The sequence below is a fragment of the Cryobacterium sp. N19 genome (genome assembly GCF_002929595.1).
Lineage (GTDB): Bacteria > Actinomycetota > Actinomycetes > Actinomycetales > Microbacteriaceae > Cryobacterium > Cryobacterium flavum.
On record NZ_PJJR01000049.1, the window covers coordinates 317,752 to 332,068 of the forward strand.

16 protein-coding genes are annotated in these 14,317 nt (G+C 65.1%); 13 read left to right on the forward strand and 3 right to left on the reverse strand.

Annotation, left to right across the window (positions count from 1 at the left end):
* Positions 1-153 precede the first annotated feature (153 nt).
* The 3 genes from CXY78_RS09440 (at position 154) to CXY78_RS09450 (ending at position 3,618) form a co-directional block, all read left to right on the forward strand.
* Positions 154-1,749 carry an ABC-F family ATP-binding cassette domain-containing protein gene (locus CXY78_RS09440; protein ID WP_104089136.1) on the forward strand — a complete coding sequence of 532 codons (1,596 nt, stop codon included), beginning with the start codon at positions 154-156 and terminating at the stop codon, positions 1,747-1,749.
* A 121-nt stretch (positions 1,750-1,870) separates the two neighbouring features.
* The gene (locus CXY78_RS09445; RefSeq protein WP_233206140.1) at positions 1,871-2,911 is read left to right on the forward strand and encodes a DMT family transporter; all 1,041 of its coding nucleotides are present in this window, start codon (positions 1,871-1,873) and stop codon (positions 2,909-2,911) included.
* A gap of 2 nt (positions 2,912-2,913) precedes the next feature.
* On the forward strand, positions 2,914-3,618 hold the full coding sequence (locus CXY78_RS09450; RefSeq protein WP_158253304.1) for a type 1 glutamine amidotransferase: 705 nt from the start codon (positions 2,914-2,916) through the stop codon (positions 3,616-3,618).
* 1 nt (position 3,619) lies between these two features.
* Here the strand turns inward: CXY78_RS09450 and CXY78_RS09455 are convergent, their stop codons facing one another.
* Entirely contained in the window at positions 3,620-4,192 is a 573-nt protein-coding gene (locus tag CXY78_RS09455) for a nitroreductase family protein (protein ID WP_104089138.1), read from the reverse strand.
* A 4-nt stretch (positions 4,193-4,196) separates the two neighbouring features.
* Positions 4,197-4,598 carry a peptide-methionine (R)-S-oxide reductase MsrB gene (msrB, locus tag CXY78_RS09460; RefSeq protein ID WP_104089140.1) on the reverse strand — a complete coding sequence of 134 codons (402 nt, stop codon included), beginning with the start codon at positions 4,596-4,598 and terminating at the stop codon, positions 4,197-4,199.
* Positions 4,599-4,826: 228 nt separating this feature from the next.
* Between msrB and CXY78_RS09465 the strand changes: the two genes are divergently transcribed.
* The 10 genes from CXY78_RS09465 (at position 4,827) to CXY78_RS09510 (ending at position 13,982) form a co-directional block, all read left to right on the forward strand.
* Positions 4,827-5,144: a DUF3263 domain-containing protein gene (locus tag CXY78_RS09465; RefSeq protein WP_092341845.1), complete on the forward strand. Its 318-nt coding sequence runs from the start codon at positions 4,827-4,829 to the stop codon at positions 5,142-5,144.
* Positions 5,145-5,226: 82 nt separating this feature from the next.
* Positions 5,227-5,790: a LytR C-terminal domain-containing protein gene (locus tag CXY78_RS09470; protein WP_092341846.1), complete on the forward strand. Its 564-nt coding sequence runs from the start codon at positions 5,227-5,229 to the stop codon at positions 5,788-5,790.
* A 282-nt stretch (positions 5,791-6,072) separates the two neighbouring features.
* Positions 6,073-6,276, forward strand: coding sequence for a cold-shock protein (locus CXY78_RS09475; protein ID WP_035834941.1), 204 nt, complete (start codon positions 6,073-6,075; stop codon positions 6,274-6,276).
* 71 nt (positions 6,277-6,347) lie between these two features.
* A complete protein-coding gene (locus CXY78_RS09480; RefSeq protein WP_092341847.1) occupies positions 6,348-7,403 on the forward strand; it encodes a DUF3048 domain-containing protein in 1,056 nt (351 codons plus the stop codon).
* 141 nt (positions 7,404-7,544) lie between these two features.
* Positions 7,545-9,173, forward strand: a complete 1,629-nt coding sequence (gene groL, locus CXY78_RS09485; protein ID WP_092341848.1) for a chaperonin GroEL — start codon at positions 7,545-7,547, stop codon at positions 9,171-9,173.
* 176 nt (positions 9,174-9,349) lie between these two features.
* On the forward strand, positions 9,350-9,784 hold the full coding sequence (locus tag CXY78_RS09490) for a hypothetical protein (RefSeq protein ID WP_104089141.1): 435 nt from the start codon (positions 9,350-9,352) through the stop codon (positions 9,782-9,784).
* Positions 9,785-9,815: 31 nt separating this feature from the next.
* Positions 9,816-11,078 (forward strand): sensor histidine kinase, encoded by a 1,263-nt coding sequence (locus CXY78_RS09495; protein WP_104089143.1) that lies wholly within the window; start codon positions 9,816-9,818, stop codon positions 11,076-11,078.
* Positions 11,075-11,743, forward strand: a complete 669-nt coding sequence (locus tag CXY78_RS09500) for a response regulator transcription factor (protein WP_092341851.1) — start codon at positions 11,075-11,077, stop codon at positions 11,741-11,743. The genes CXY78_RS09495 and CXY78_RS09500 overlap by 4 nt, the downstream gene beginning before the upstream one ends.
* 80 nt (positions 11,744-11,823) lie before the next feature.
* Complete coding sequence (locus CXY78_RS09505) at positions 11,824-12,585, forward strand: ABC transporter ATP-binding protein (RefSeq protein WP_092341852.1); 762 nt, start codon at positions 11,824-11,826, stop codon at positions 12,583-12,585.
* Positions 12,582-13,982 (forward strand): ABC transporter permease, encoded by a 1,401-nt coding sequence (locus CXY78_RS09510; protein ID WP_104089145.1) that lies wholly within the window; start codon positions 12,582-12,584, stop codon positions 13,980-13,982. The genes CXY78_RS09505 and CXY78_RS09510 overlap by 4 nt, the downstream gene beginning before the upstream one ends.
* A gap of 33 nt (positions 13,983-14,015) precedes the next feature.
* Here the strand turns inward: CXY78_RS09510 and CXY78_RS09515 are convergent, their stop codons facing one another.
* Entirely contained in the window at positions 14,016-14,306 is a 291-nt protein-coding gene (locus CXY78_RS09515) for a WXG100 family type VII secretion target (protein WP_092341854.1), read from the reverse strand.
* Between the last annotated feature and the right edge of the window lie 11 nt (positions 14,307-14,317).

Genomic DNA, 14,317 nt, shown 5'->3' on the forward strand with positions numbered 1-14,317 from the left:
AAACCCCTACTCCCAACTGGGAAGTAGGGGTTTTTGTCTGCCGGTTCGACGCTCTCTCCCCAGGGCCGCACACGGCCTCCACGTACACTGATGGCTGGGGTTTTAAGAGCGCATGCCCGCCCCCGCGCACCCGCGCCCCGAAAGGAAATACGCATGAGCCTGATCCGGCTGAACGACGTCAGCATCCGCTTTGAGAACACGCAGATTCTGCGCGAAGCGTTCTTTCGCCTCGAACCCGGTGACCGGGTCGGCCTGATCGGCAAGAACGGCTCCGGCAAGTCCACCATTCTCAAGCTGATTCTCGACCAGGTCTCGCCCGATACCGGCGAGGTGACGCTCGAGGACGGCATCAAGGTCGGCTACTTCTCGCAGTTCTCCGAACTCAACGGCGCGCAGACCATCACCGAGGTGCTCGACGAATTGTTTGTGGCGGTGAAGGCGGTCGAGGCTGAACTCGCCTCCATCGACGCGGCAATCGCCCTGGACTCCTCGGCCAGCTATGACCTCGACCGGCTGATCACCCGCCAGGGCGAACTTTTCGAAGAGATGGACCGCCTGGACGGCTGGGACTACAAGCGCCACATCGACACCGCCCTGACCACCCTCGGATTCGACGAGGCACACCGCGTCTGCTCGATCGACGAGCTCTCCGGCGGCTGGCGCAACCGGGCGGCCCTGGCCAAGATCGTGCTCGAGGCGCCCGACGTGCTGCTTCTCGACGAGCCCACCAACTACCTCGACGTGGCCGGCGTGGAGTGGCTCGAAGCCTGGTTCAAGAGCTTCAAGGGTGCCGCGATCGTGGTCTCGCACGACCGCAAATTTCTGGACGCCGTCGTCACCCGCATCATCGAGGTCGAGAACTATCACCTGCACGAGTATCCAGGCAACTTCGGCGAGTACATTGTGCAGAAGCAGTTTCGGCTGAAGACCCTCGAGGCCCAGTTCGTGCACGAATCCGAGCTGCTCGCTTTTGAAGCCGAGGGAATCGCGGACCGGCGCGAAGCAGCCAAAGCCGAGAGCCGTCAGCTCGGCAACCAGCTCGCCCACATCAAGAAGTCGCGCACGCCGCGCCCGGTCGACCAGATCATCACTGAGATCTACGGCAACCTGCACGTCAAGGACGTGCTCTGCCGGGTCGACGGTCTCGCCAAGAGCTATGGCGACAAAGTGTTGTTCGAGAACCTCAGCTTCGAAGTGCGTCGCGGTAACCGCATCGTCGTGCTCGGCAGCAACGGCAGCGGCAAAACCACCCTGCTGCGCGTGCTCACCGGCGAAGAGACGGCCGACCGGGGTGACGTCGCCTGGGCCAGCGGCGCCGGCGTCGTCTCCTACAACCAGATTCTCGACGAACTCGACCCGAGCGACACGGTCAGTCACGCCGTGAATGCCATGCCCGGCAGCCTCGCGTTGACCGCAACGAAGAAGTCCGTCAACCGCTTTCTGACCATGTTCCAGTTCAGCGAGGCCGACCTCAAGCAGAAGATCGGCGCCCTCTCCGGCGGGCAGCGCGCGCGAGTAGCGATGGCCCAGTGCCTGCTCTCCGGAGCGTCGGTGCTGCTGCTTGACGAACCGACCAACCACCTCGACATGTCGAGCACTCAGGTGATGGAACGCGCGCTCGTGCACTTTCCCGGTGCCGTTGTGGTGGTCAGCCACGACCGGTTCTTCACGGACAAGATCGCCAACCGCCGCCTCGTTTTCGGCAGCGACGGAGCCGCTCCCGGCGAGATCGAGGTCCGCGCAGCCTGACCCGCGCTGTCTACACTTCCCGGGCCCGGGCCCGGAAACTGAGCCCACGATAGATCATGGGCCCGGTGTCCGAAGGTGGGCCCGGCGGAACTCAGCGCCCGGCACCTCGTAGTATTACCAGGTGACCCAGGCCCGCGCGCAGACCCGAACGGATTCCTCGGTCGCGCCAGCATCCGCTGTGCCGGTCTGGCTGGCCCTGGTTTTCTCGGTGCTGATCGGGGCGCTGTACGCGGTGCAATCGCGGGTGAACGGCGAACTCGGGCACCAGATCGGCGACGGATTCACCGCAGCCGTCATCTCCTTCGGCTCTGGCCTGGTCATTCTGAGCCTCGGCCTCGTCGTGTTTCGTAGCGGGCGCCGCGGCCTGCAACTGGTCGCCCGCGGTGTGAAAACGAAGCACCTCTCCTGGTGGCATCTGCTCGGCGGCCTGGCCGGTGCCCTGTTCGTGCTGTCCCAGGGCCTCGTCGCCGCGCCGCTCGGCATCGCCCTGTTCACGGTGGCCGTCGTGGCCGGCCAGACCGTGAGCGGCGTGCTCATGGACCGTTTCGGCATCGGCCCCGGTGGGCGTCGAACCCTGCACGCGTCCAAAATCGTCGGTGCCGGGCTCGCCCTGGTGGCTGTCGCGTTCACGGTGAGCGGCGAACTGCACAGCAGCGGCGCGCTCTGGTTGCTCGCACTGCCGCTGATCGCTGGCATCGGGCAGGGCTGGCAGCAAGCCGTGAACGGTCAGGTGCGGGTCACCGCGCAAAGCGCCCTCACAGCGACCTTTCTGAATTTTCTCAGTGGCACCATTGCCCTCGTGCTCGCCGCGCTCGTGCACGGCCTGCTGGTCGGCTTCGCGCTCGACCTGCCGAGCAACCCGTGGCTCTATACCGGCGGACTGATCGGCTGCATCTTCATCGCCGGGGCCGCGCTCGTCGTGCGTACCACCGGGGTGCTCATTCTGGGACTCTGCATCGTCGCCGGGCAGCTGCTCTGCGCCCTCGCGCTGGATTTGCTGGCGCCGTCGGCGGGACATCCGCTTGGCCTGACGACCATTGCCGGCACGGCTCTCGCCCTGGTGGCCGTCGTTATCGCCGCAGTGCGCTGGCACCGCCCCGGCCACGCACGGGGCACGGCGCGAACACCGGGCCATTCTGACGAACCAAGCGAACGGCTGTGACTGTGAAACGAATTTTAGTGGTCGAACACGAGGCTAATGCTGGTGTGGGGCTGGTCGGGGAGCGAATCCTCGCGGCCGGCATCGACCTGGTTCGGGTCGGCCCGGATGCCGGGGCCCCGATCCCCGGTCGTGCCGACGGCTTCGATGGTGTCGTCGTACTCGGCGGAACGACCGGGCCGACGGACGACGAACGAGCAGCCTGGCTGCCCCGGGTTCGTGAACTCATCGCCGACTGTCTCCAGAGCGAGGTCCCGCTCCTCGGGATCTGCCTGGGAGCCCAGATGCTCGCCGTCGTAGCCGGTGGAACGGTCGGACGGGCGCGGCGCGGCGCCGAGATCGGCCTCAGCGGTCTCGAGCTGACCGACAGTGCCGCCGCGGATCCCTTGCTTCATGACCTGCCGTCGCCGCTCCGGGCGCTGCAGTGGCATTCGCTCGAAGTACACGACCTGCCGGCGAACTCCGTGTCGCTATGCACCAGCGATCGCTGCCCCAACCAGGCTTTTCGTGTCGGCCCCGCGGCCTGGGGGCTACAATTCCACCTGGAGGCTTCGGCGGCGACCGCCGAAGCATGGGCTGAAAGTGACAGCGACGATTTGCGTGCCGCCGGCTACCTGCCGGAACACGTCATCGACCCCATGCGCGAGAACGAAGACGACCTTCGGCGGGTCTGGTCAGAAGTCGCCGATCGATGGATAGGCCTGGTCTGACTCACAGAACCCCGAGAAACTCCTCGGGGTCGATCGACAGCCGCACGCCCGGCTTCGAATCCTCAGGAATGCCGCCGACATAGAGCCAGCCGAGCAGCTCCTCGTTGTCGCCGAGGCCGTGCAAGACCCGCACCGGGCCGGTGCGCACGAGTGGGCCGGTGCGCCACATCGCGCACCACCCCGCGTCATCGAGAAGCAGCGACAGCAGGTGCGCGACCCCCGCCGCAGCAGCATCCTGTTCCCAGTCGGTCACCTTGAAACTGGCCCGACGCGACGCGACGACCGCGATCAACAGGGGCGCCCGCAGCGGCTTAGCCGCCAGCTTGAGCGCATCACTACCCTCACAAGCGCATGCCGCCACAAACGCCGCCCCCAACCGCTCGCGGGCGTCGCCGCGCAGCTCCAACAGCCGCCACGGACGCAGCGCGCCGTGATCGGCCACCCGCGCCGCCGCGGCAACGAGGGGCAGCAGCTCGGCTCGGGTCGGTGCCAAGGCGCTCACTTTTGAGTAGCTGCGCCGATGATTGACGGCCCGAAAGACAACCGAGGTGGCAGCATCTGTTGTCGACAGCACCGCTCTACTCAGCGGGCGTGAAGTTGAGCGAGATCGAGTTCATGCAGTACCGGTCGCCGGTCGGCGTGCCGAATCCGTCGGGAAAAACGTGTCCCAGGTGTGAGCCGCAGTTCGCGCAGCGCACCTCGGTGCGCACGCTGCCCAGGGAACGGTCTTCGAGCAATTCGACCGCTTCGGGCCGTACCGACTCGTAGAAGCTTGGCCAGCCGCAGCCGGAGTCAAACTTGGTGCCGCTCTTGAACAGCTCGGCGTTACACGCACCGCAGGTGTAGGTGCCGGAGCGCTCTTCGTCGAGCAGTTCGCCGGTTCCGGGGCGTTCGGTTCCGGCTTCACGCAAAACCTTGAACTTCTCCGGGCCCAGCTCGGAGCGCCACTCGTCGTTTGACTTCTTGATTGTGTAGTCCATGGTGGATGTCCCTTCGATCTGGCCGTCCGCACCCGGACAACCTCTACCCAGCCTAAACTCGTGCAGCGAAACGCGCATTCCTGGCCGATAGGTTTCGCAGCGTTTGCACGGCGACCGGTCGTTGGACTGGGCCGTTCCGGGCGTGCCGGAGGCAACATCCAGCCGCCCGCAAATAGGATGAGCCCGTCGGATAACCCGTCGAAACTGCCCCGGGGGAGAGATAGATCAATGAGTGAGAGCACACCGGCCCCCGCGCAGCGCACCACTCTGCCCGCCGGCAGCGCCCCGATTTCGACCCAGCTCAGCGAGCGCGACGAAGCCGTGCTCGCCTTTGAACGGCAATGGTGGCGGCACGTCGGCGCCAAAGAAGAGGCCATCCGCGCCACATTCGGCCTCTCGGCCGCCCGGTACTATCAGCTATTGGGGGCACTGGTCGATTCACCGTTGGCGCTGGCCTTCGACCCGATGCTCGTGAACCGACTGCAGCGGATGCGTTCCGCACGATCCGAGGCGCGCGCCAGTCGTTCGCTGCCCACCCACGACTAGTACCTGACCGCTTTCCGCCAGAACCGGGCCGTTACACATCGCTCGATTCCGGCCTGGCTGGCCAACCAAGGATTCAATCACCATGGCGCGAAAATTTGCGAAAGACCGTTTCGACACCCACACGCATGCCCTCGACCGGGTGGGTGCTCACCGTGCTCCCGGTAAGAAGGGCCGCGGCTGGATCGGGTTCTGGTGGGCGCTCGGCGCCACCGTGCTGTTGATCGCGGTTGGCGTGGTCGGAATCTTCGCGATCAACAATCGCCTCGACTTCTCCAATATTCCGGGTCTGTCCTCGGCCAGCTCGACTCCGATCCCCACCGAGACCGTCATTCCAACGGCTGAAGCCACCGTCGACCCGGCGCTGACCGTGAATGTGCTGAACGGCTCCGCGGCGAACGGTGTCGCAGCATCCGTCAGCGACACGCTCACCGCCGCCGGCTGGGTAGTCAGTGGCACCGGCAACGCGAGCACAGACACCGAACCGACCACCGTCATCTACTACGCCGATGCCAGCCTGGAAGGCGCCGCCCGCGGCATCGCAGCCTCACTGCCCGGCTCGACGATCGTCGTTTCGTCCAATTTTGTTGACACAGGTGCCAGCCTGACCGTCGTCGTCGGCAACGACTACGTCATTCCTGCGGGCTGATCTTAACTCGAAACTGCCGACGTACTGGGCGTTACCTGATTCGTCAAGCCCCTTTTCTTCTGCGGCCACTTCAGTATTATCTGGTTTTGGTCAAACATTTTGTTCGGGCAATACCCGCCCGGATCAAGAACGCTCGCCCAAGGTAACTTGCACCAGTAGGTAACTTGCAACAGAAGACTTGCTCTCGGGGATTTGCTGCTCGTTCAGAATGAACGCAGTCTCTGCGGCAGGGCCCGGAACAGCCAATGGGCCGTGCCGTCGAAATTGAGCAAGGAGTAACACATGGCGAACGGAACCGTTAAATGGTTCAACGCTGAAAAGGGTTTCGGCTTCATCACTGTCGATGGGGGTGGGCAGGACGTCTTCGTTCACTACTCCGCCATTGACATGAGCGGGTACAAGGTGCTCGAAGAAGGCCAGCAGGTCGTCTTTGAGGTCGGTGCCGGAGCGAAAGGCCCCCAGGCTGAATCGGTTCGACCGGCCTGACCCACCCCCTAAACGGGGTCTGTCCCCCACCTAACGCCGCCCGCTGCAACGGGCGGCGTTAGTGTTTACCGGTGACCAAGAAAAAGACAGCCCGCACAATTCGACCGCTGAAGACCGCGGGTCTGCTCGCTCTGATCGTTCCAGCATTGCTGCTGAGCGGATGCACCGGCAGTAGCGCGACGCTGACCAAGACGCAGACGGCCGAAGCGTGGACGTCGAACTATGTCGCCCCCGCCGCTACGGAAATCGCCCCGCTCAGCGGCCTGACCGTTGCGGTCGGGTCGTCGGCACGTCCCTCCCTCGCGGCCAAGATCGACAACCACGTGGCCGCTCGCCCGCAGGTCGCGATCGACCGTACCGACCTGGTGTTCGAAGAGCTGGTCGAGGGTGGTATCACCCGATACGTCGCCGTGTGGCAGTCCAGCATTCCCGACCAGGTCGGCCCGGTGCGCTCGATCCGTCCGATGGATCCCGACATCATTGCGCCGTTCGGCGGCCTCGTAGCGTTTTCGGGCGGGCAGCAACGATTCGTCGACGCGATGAACGCGACCGGTCAAATCAGTGCCATCTTCGACTACGACACGACCGGGCTATTTTCTCGTTCCAAGGCTACAGCGGCCCCGCACAACGTTATCCTCGCGGCCTCCGAATTCGTCAACCGAAACGCGACCGTCGCACCGCCCACCCAGCAGTACGGCTATGCGCCCGCGCTCGCCGGGGCATCCGCCGTCGTGGACGGCACCCCGATCTCGGTGATCAACACCCGATTCTCCAACTCCAGTGCCCGCAGCTGGACCTGGAACGCCGAAGCCGCCGCATACCTGCGCGCGCAGGACGGCGCGCCCGATCTGACTCCGGAAGGCGCGCAACTGAAGGCAACGAACGTCGTCGTGGTGCGGGTGAATGTGACCGTCGACCAGAGCATCCCCAAGACCGAGCTGATCGCGTCGGGGGAAGCGTCGATCTCCAGCGGCGGAAAGACCATCGCGGCCACCTGGAGCAAGGACTCCCAGAGCATGCCGATCCGCCTCGTCGATGCCAATGGAGTGACAATTCGGCTGGCACCGGGCAATACCTGGTTTCAGCTCGTACCCAACGGCACCGGCTCGGTCGACCTCGTTCCCTGAGGGTCTGCAGATAGCCCGGCGTCGCCCCCGATGCTCGCTTGCACTCTCGACCCCAGAGTGCCAGAATCGTTTTAGCACTCTCGTCATCTGAGTGCTAACCCCATCATCGTTTGGAACGTCCGGGAGGGACGAGTTACACATATGGCAAAAATCATTGCATTCAATGAAGAGGCCCGTCGTGGGCTTGAGCGCGGCCTGAACATTCTGGCCGACACCGTCAAGGTCACCCTCGGCCCGCGCGGACGCAACGTCGTTCTGGAGAAGAAGTGGGGCGCCCCCACGATCACCAACGACGGCGTGTCAATCGCCAAGGAGATCGAGCTCGACGACCCGTACGAGAAGATCGGTGCGGAGCTCGTCAAAGAGGTCGCCAAGAAGACGGATGACGTAGCCGGCGACGGCACGACCACCGCAACCGTTCTCGCCCAGGCCCTGGTTCGCGAAGGCCTGCGCAACGTCGCTGCCGGCGCCGACCCGATCAGCCTGAAGCGCGGCATCGAGAAGGCTACGGCCGCTGTCATCGCCGAGCTCGTCGCCAGCGCCAAGGAAATCGAAACCAAGGAAGAGATCGCCGCAACCGCGTCCATCTCCGCCGGAGACACCGAGATCGGCGCGATCATCGCCGAGGCCATCGACAAGGTCGGCAAGGAAGGTGTTGTCACCGTCGAGGAGTCGAACACCTTCGGCACCGAGCTCGAGCTCACCGAGGGCATGCGCTTCGACAAGGGCTTCCTGTCGGCGTACTTCGTCACCGACCCCGACCGTCAGGAAGCGGTCTTCGAAGACCCCTACATCCTGATCGTCAACTCCAAGGTCTCCAACATCAAGGACCTGCTCCCCATCGTGGACAAGGTCATCCAGACTGGCAAGCAGCTCCTCATCATTGCGGAAGACGTCGATGGGGAGGCACTGGCCACGCTCGTTGTGAACAAGATCCGTGGCATCTTCAAGTCCGTCGCCGTCAAGGCTCCGGGCTTCGGCGACCGTCGCAAGGCTCAGCTGCAGGACATCGCCATCCTCACCGGTGGACAGGTCATCTCGGAAGAGGTCGGCCTCAAGCTTGAGAACGTCACCCTCGACCTGCTTGGTAGCGCCCGCAAGGTCGTCATCACCAAGGACGAGACCACGATCGTTGAGGGTGCCGGCGACGTCGAAGCCATCGCCGGTCGCGTCTCGCAGATCCGTGCCGAGATCGAGAACACCGACAGCGACTACGACCGCGAGAAGCTCCAGGAGCGCCTCGCCAAGCTTGCTGGCGGCGTTGCTGTCATCAAGGCTGGAGCCGCAACGGAGGTTGAGCTCAAGGAGCGCAAGCACCGCATCGAAGATGCAGTGCGTAACGCCAAGGCTGCCGTCGAAGAGGGTATCGTTGCCGGTGGTGGCGTTGCACTGATTCAGGCCGGCAAGACCGCATTCGAGGGCAAGGCAATCCTTGACCTCGTTGGTGACGAGGCGACCGGCGCGAACATCGTGCGCGTTGCCATCGACGCCCCGCTCAAGCAGATCGCACTCAACGCCGGCATGGAGCCGGGCGTTGTCGCCGACAAGGTGCGCAACCTGCCCGTCGGATGGGGCCTCAACGCCGCCACCGGCGAGTACGTCGACATGATCGCTGCCGGAATCAATGACCCGGTGAAGGTCACCCGCTCCGCGCTGCTGAACGCATCGTCGATCGCCGGACTGTTCCTCACCACCGAGGCCGTCGTCGCCGACAAGCCCGAGAAGAACTCGGCTCCGGCCGGCGACCCCTCGGGTGGCATGGACTTCTAAGTCCCGCCAGCAGTACACGAAAGTGGGCGTCTTCTTCGGGAGGCGCCCATTTTTTGTGCGTTCCGCGTCGAGCCATGAGTTCGGTCCACCCGACAGAGTCATCCTTGCGAGGTAGCACGTAGCGACTCGGAACGGACGACCGCCCGGTAGTGACCCAGCAGGCTGGAGATGTGAAAATGATCCAGCTCCTCCCCGTTCTCGCCGCCGCAGCGCTGACCGCCCTCGCCCTCACCGGGTGTTCGAGCATCATCGAACAGGTCCAGCGCGAGAAGTCGCTCGAATTCGCGTCTGTGCCGATCCTCACCGAGGAATGGGACCAGCCTGCGGACTGGCTGCCCGCCGATGCGACCCAAATCACGATCCGGGAGGAGGCGGCCGGCGGCGGTCCGGCCATCCTGGCGGTGACAACCAACTCGGATCTCGACCCCATGCAGTGTGCGGAGACCGACCGGCAGTCGGCACCGACCTACGCCGAAGACTGGTCACCGGATGACGTGTACGTGGATCGTGTCTTCGCCTGCGCCAACTGGGCCGTAATCAAGATCGCCGACGGCTGGTACGGCTGGACGCCGAACGACCCAGACGAGATGGCTGTGTCCCCCGCGCAATGACCACCGGTCATTCACCGTCTACGGTTGAGTCATGATCCGCAGCCTCTCCCGCCCGCAACTCCTGGTGGATGCCGTGATGGCCGTGATCGCGCTCCTCGCGCGTACAGTGCTCGGCTACGACGGGGTCGTGGCGTTCTGGATGACTGTCGGTATGGCCGGTGCCCTGTTCCTGAGACGGCTCAGTCCGGGTATCGCGCTCGGGCTGGTGTGGTGCACTGTAGCCGTTCAACTCTCCGCGTCGTTGCCTCCCGATATCGCGAACGCGGCCGTTCTTCCCGTGCTGTTTGCCACGGCTGCCTACGGTTCCCGAACCGTCAGGTGGGCCGGTCTCGCATCGGTGCCCATCGGTGCGCTGATCGCGACCGTGTACGTGCTATTCCTTCAGTCCGGCGGCTTCGACGGGCTCACCAGTCTCGTTCTGCAGATACGAACGGGCGAGGCCTTCCAGGCTGGAGCCCCAGGGGTGATCGGTTTCGTCTCTGCCGCGGCGTTGTTCGGGCTGAGCTGGGTTCTCGGGTTGCTCGTGGCTACCTGGCGAACCGCGCGGGACGGCAGGGCTGCTCTCCGTTCGGCGGCGGCTGAGCAGGCCGACGCCCGGCGCGAAGTGGCGGTGGAGCAGGAGCGAACCCGCATCGCCCGCGACATGCACGATGTGGTGGCGCATTCCCTCGCCGTTGTAATCGCTCAGGCCGACGGCGGACGCTACGCGCGTGCCGCCGACCCCGAAGCAGCGGATGAGGCCTTCCGCACCATCGCAAGCACGGCCCGGTCAGCCCTGGCCGACGTGCGAGTACTGCTGGGCCAGTTGCGCGCCAACGATGATGCCGATCCCGGTAGCGACCGGTCAGACCGGTCCGTCGTGGCCGCACCACAGCCTACCCTCGACGATCTCGACCGGCTCATCGACCAGTTGCGCGCTTCGGGCCTCATGATTGAGCGCATCGCTTCCGGGCCGGCTGCTGCGCTCGGACCGGGGCAACAGCTCGTGATTTACCGAATCGTGCAGGAATCACTGACCAACGTGCTTCGTCACGGCGACTCCGCAATAGGCGTCCGCATCGGCTTCAGCTGGGAGGCACATGCCGTCATCCTCACCGTGGACAGCGGGCTGCGGGGGTCACGGCCGGTCGGTGCCGCGCCGCACGGGCACGGCCTCGACGGCATGCGCGAGCGCGCGGTTCTGGCCGGAGGCTCCTTCGAGGCCGGCGAGGTGGGCGATCGTTTCGTCGTGTGCTTGACACTGCCGACGCTGACAGCGTCGCTTCCGCACACCAGAGGGGCGATGCCCGCATGACCACTCCGATTCGCGTTGCCCTCGTCGACGACCAGGCACTGTTCCGTGCCGGACTCCGACTGCTGATCTCGTCGCAGGTTGACCTCGAGTGCGTGGGCGAAGCTGCAAACGGGGCCGACGGCATCCGCCTGGTCGAGTCGGCCAGCCCCGACGTGGTGCTCATGGACATACGCATGCCGGTCATGGACGGCATCGAAGCAACCTCTCACATCGTGAACGCGTCGAGAGCGGCCGGTGGGGGTGGCCCCCGCATCATCGTGCTAACCACCTTCGACCTCGACGAAGCCGCAGCGCGCGCGATTCGTGGGGGCGCGAGCGGTTTCGTGCTGAAAGACGCCGATCCGGAGTTTCTGCTCGCCGCAATCCGCACCGTGCACGCGGGCTCGTCTGTCATCGCCGCCGCGCAGATCATCGAGCTGTTCGAGCACTTCGACCAGAAACGGATGCCGCCGGCCCCGCCGGTCGCCTACACCCGTCTCACCCCGCGCGAGCAGGAGATCTTCGCGCTCGCGGCCCGGGGGCTCAGCAACGCCGAAATCGCGGCGACGGAGTTTCTCAGTGAGGCGACAGTGAAGACACACATCAGTCGAACCCTGGCCAAGCTTGAACTGCGCGATCGCGTGCAACTGGTGGTCTACGCCTACGAAAACTCGCTCATCGCCTAACTCCCAGTCATCCCTGCGATGTAGCAGCACCATCCTGGGGTCGGACGCGCGGATTGGGGCGGTTCTCCAGACTGGAAGACATGAAAACTACAACGACTGACCTCGGCCTCGTCGCCCGGGTGACCCAGCTGCATAAGTATTACGGGGCCACGAACACTCGGGTGAATGCCCTCACCGACGTGAGCGTCGGAATTCGCCGTGGCGAGTTCACGGCCATCATGGGCCCGAGCGGGTCGGGCAAATCAACCCTGATGCACATCATGGCCGGCCTCGACACCGCGAGCAGCGGATCGGTGTGGCTCGGCGACAGCGATATCTCCCGCCTCGATGATTCGAGCCTGACCGTTCTGCGGCGGCGGCGGGTCGGCTTCATCTTTCAATCCTTCAACCTGGTGCCCACGCTCGACATCAGCGGAAATATTCTGTTGCCCTTCGAACTCGACGGACGAGCGCCCTCGATCGACGAACGGGCGTGGATCGACCGGCTCGTGGCGGTGCTCGGGCTCAGCGATCGACTGCGGCACCGCCCGCACGAACTGTCGGGCGGCCAGCAGCAGCGCGTGGCGATCGCTCGCGCTCTGGCGACGCGGCCGGACCTGGTGTTCGCAGATGAGCCGACCGGCAACCTCGATTCCCGCACCTCGCGGGAAGTGCTCACCCTCCTTCAAACCGCGAGCCGAGAGTACGGGCAGAGCATCGCCATGGTGACGCACGATCCGGTCGCTGCCAGCTACGCCGATCGCATCATCGTTTTGAACGACGGCCGCGTGGTCGACGATCGTGGTCGTTCCACCCCCGAACAGATCAGCTCGATCATGCTCGGCATGGAAGCCCTCTCATGAATCTCACCGTGCACACAGTGCGCGAACACGCTCCGAGCATCCTGGTGGCAGGCCTGTCGACGGCGTTCGGCGTCAGCCTGATCTCCATCACCGGTGTTCTCACCCAGGTCATCCGCGATTCCGGCGTTGACAGCGCCACACTCACCTTCATCCTCTCGTTCATCGCCGTCGTGTTCGTCGTCATCGCCCTCTACGTGGGCGCCTTGGTCACGGCGAACACCTTTGCTACCATCATCGCCGGTCGGGTGCGTACGATTGCCCTGCTGCGGCTCATCGGCTCGAGCGCAGCCAGGCAGCGCCTCGCCGTCGCCCGGGAAGGGCTCACCGTCGGGGTGGTCGGGGCCTTGATGGGGGGAATCGCTGGCGTGCTGTTTTCCCTCCTCGTCGTCTATGCCGGGGTGCGGTCCGGCGCGCTCCCAGCCGGGAACTACAGTTACCTCACGGCCACGATGCTGCTGCCGGTCCTGGCCGTCGCCCTCACCACGACCGCGGCCTCGTGGGCAGGATCGCGGCGCGTACTGTCAGTCTCGCCGATGGATGCCCTCGGTGCGGCCGGTGAGTCATCATTCAGCGAGCAGACCGCCCGGCGAGTTCGCAACAGGGTTGCCCTCGCTGTGTTTGTCAGCGGCGACCTGATTCTGGTTGCGGGCGTGCTGGTCGGCCTCGTGGATCCGCTCGGCGTGCTCATCGGACTCGTCGGCGGAATATTTTCGTTTACCGGCGTTGTGCTGGGAGCCTCTGTCATCATGCCGCGCGCCCTGCGCCTCATCGGCCGGGCGTTCGGAACCAGCGCCACGGCCCGCCTCGCTCGCGAGAACGCGGTGCGCTACCCCGAGCGGAGCGCTCGCACCACGATTGGGCTCGTCATCGGAGTCACCCTGATCACGACGTTCGCCGTGACGGTGGCGAGCTACCAAAGCCTCATCGAGGCGGCTCAAGAGTCAATGCCCGGGGTCTACGCGGGCGTCGACCCGCTGCTGGCCATTACGGTGACAGTGTTCTCGGTACTGATGGGGTTCAGCGCCCTGATCGCTGCCATCGGAATGGTGAACAACTTCTCCCTCAACGTGCTGCAGCGCACCCGGGAACTGGGCCTGCTGCGCGCGCTAGGGTTCACAGCGCGTCAGATCCGCCGCATGATTCTCATCGAGAGCGCGCAACTCAGCGCCGCGGCGGTGGTCGTCGGCCTTGTGCTCGGTACGTTCTACGGCTGGGCCGGGGCGCAGTCGCTCATCGGCGGTATCCAGGGCTCACCGGGCATCGTGGTGCCGACGGTGCCGCTCGTGCTGCTCGCGGTTATCGTTGTCGCGGCGGTTGCCCTCACCGCGGTGGCGTCGCTGGTGCCCTCCCGCCGGGCAACCCGCATCACCCCGGTCGTGGCCCTCGCGACCGAGTAGGCGTAGCTGGCCGAGCAGGTGCAGGCGTTCGCCTCATCGTGCGAACAGTCGGGTGTTGGCCTGCTCGGTCTCGGCGTACTGCTGCCCGGCCACGCTCAGCGCCTGGTTGAGCACGGTCAGGCTTTCCTCCAGCTGCTGGTGCATGCCACGCCACTCGGCGAAGGCGCTCTGAAAGGCGGCGGAGGCCTGGCCGGTCCAGAACCCTTCGAGACTGGTCAGCTGAGCGTTGAGATCGCCCACATCGGCCTGCACTCGCGCGATGGTGCCGCGGGCGGTGCTCGCGGTGCTCTGCACCGCATCGCTGTCGACCTGAAAGCTCGTCATGGTGTGCCCTT

What these genes read in the sequence shown, in the direction of transcription:
- CXY78_RS09500 (WP_092341851.1), top strand. Translation starts at nt 11,075, where the DNA reads ATGACCACTCCGATTCGCGTTGCCCTCGTCGACGACCAGGCACTGTTC.
- CXY78_RS09505 (WP_092341852.1), top strand. Translation starts at nt 11,824, where the DNA reads ATGAAAACTACAACGACTGACCTCGGCCTCGTCGCCCGGGTGACCCAG.
- CXY78_RS09465 (WP_092341845.1), top strand. Translation starts at nt 4,827, where the DNA reads ATGAGTGAGAGCACACCGGCCCCCGCGCAGCGCACCACTCTGCCCGCC.
- CXY78_RS09470 (WP_092341846.1), top strand. Translation starts at nt 5,227, where the DNA reads ATGGCGCGAAAATTTGCGAAAGACCGTTTCGACACCCACACGCATGCC.
- CXY78_RS09510 (WP_104089145.1), top strand. Translation starts at nt 12,582, where the DNA reads ATGAATCTCACCGTGCACACAGTGCGCGAACACGCTCCGAGCATCCTG.
- groL (WP_092341848.1), top strand. Translation starts at nt 7,545, where the DNA reads ATGGCAAAAATCATTGCATTCAATGAAGAGGCCCGTCGTGGGCTTGAG.
- msrB (WP_104089140.1), bottom strand. Translation starts at nt 4,598, where the DNA reads ATGGACTACACAATCAAGAAGTCAAACGACGAGTGGCGCTCCGAGCTG.
- CXY78_RS09495 (WP_104089143.1), top strand. Translation starts at nt 9,816, where the DNA reads ATGATCCGCAGCCTCTCCCGCCCGCAACTCCTGGTGGATGCCGTGATG.
- CXY78_RS09440 (WP_104089136.1), top strand. Translation starts at nt 154, where the DNA reads ATGAGCCTGATCCGGCTGAACGACGTCAGCATCCGCTTTGAGAACACG.
- CXY78_RS09515 (WP_092341854.1), bottom strand. Translation starts at nt 14,306, where the DNA reads ATGACGAGCTTTCAGGTCGACAGCGATGCGGTGCAGAGCACCGCGAGC.
- CXY78_RS09490 (WP_104089141.1), top strand. Translation starts at nt 9,350, where the DNA reads ATGATCCAGCTCCTCCCCGTTCTCGCCGCCGCAGCGCTGACCGCCCTC.
- CXY78_RS09475 (WP_035834941.1), top strand. Translation starts at nt 6,073, where the DNA reads ATGGCGAACGGAACCGTTAAATGGTTCAACGCTGAAAAGGGTTTCGGC.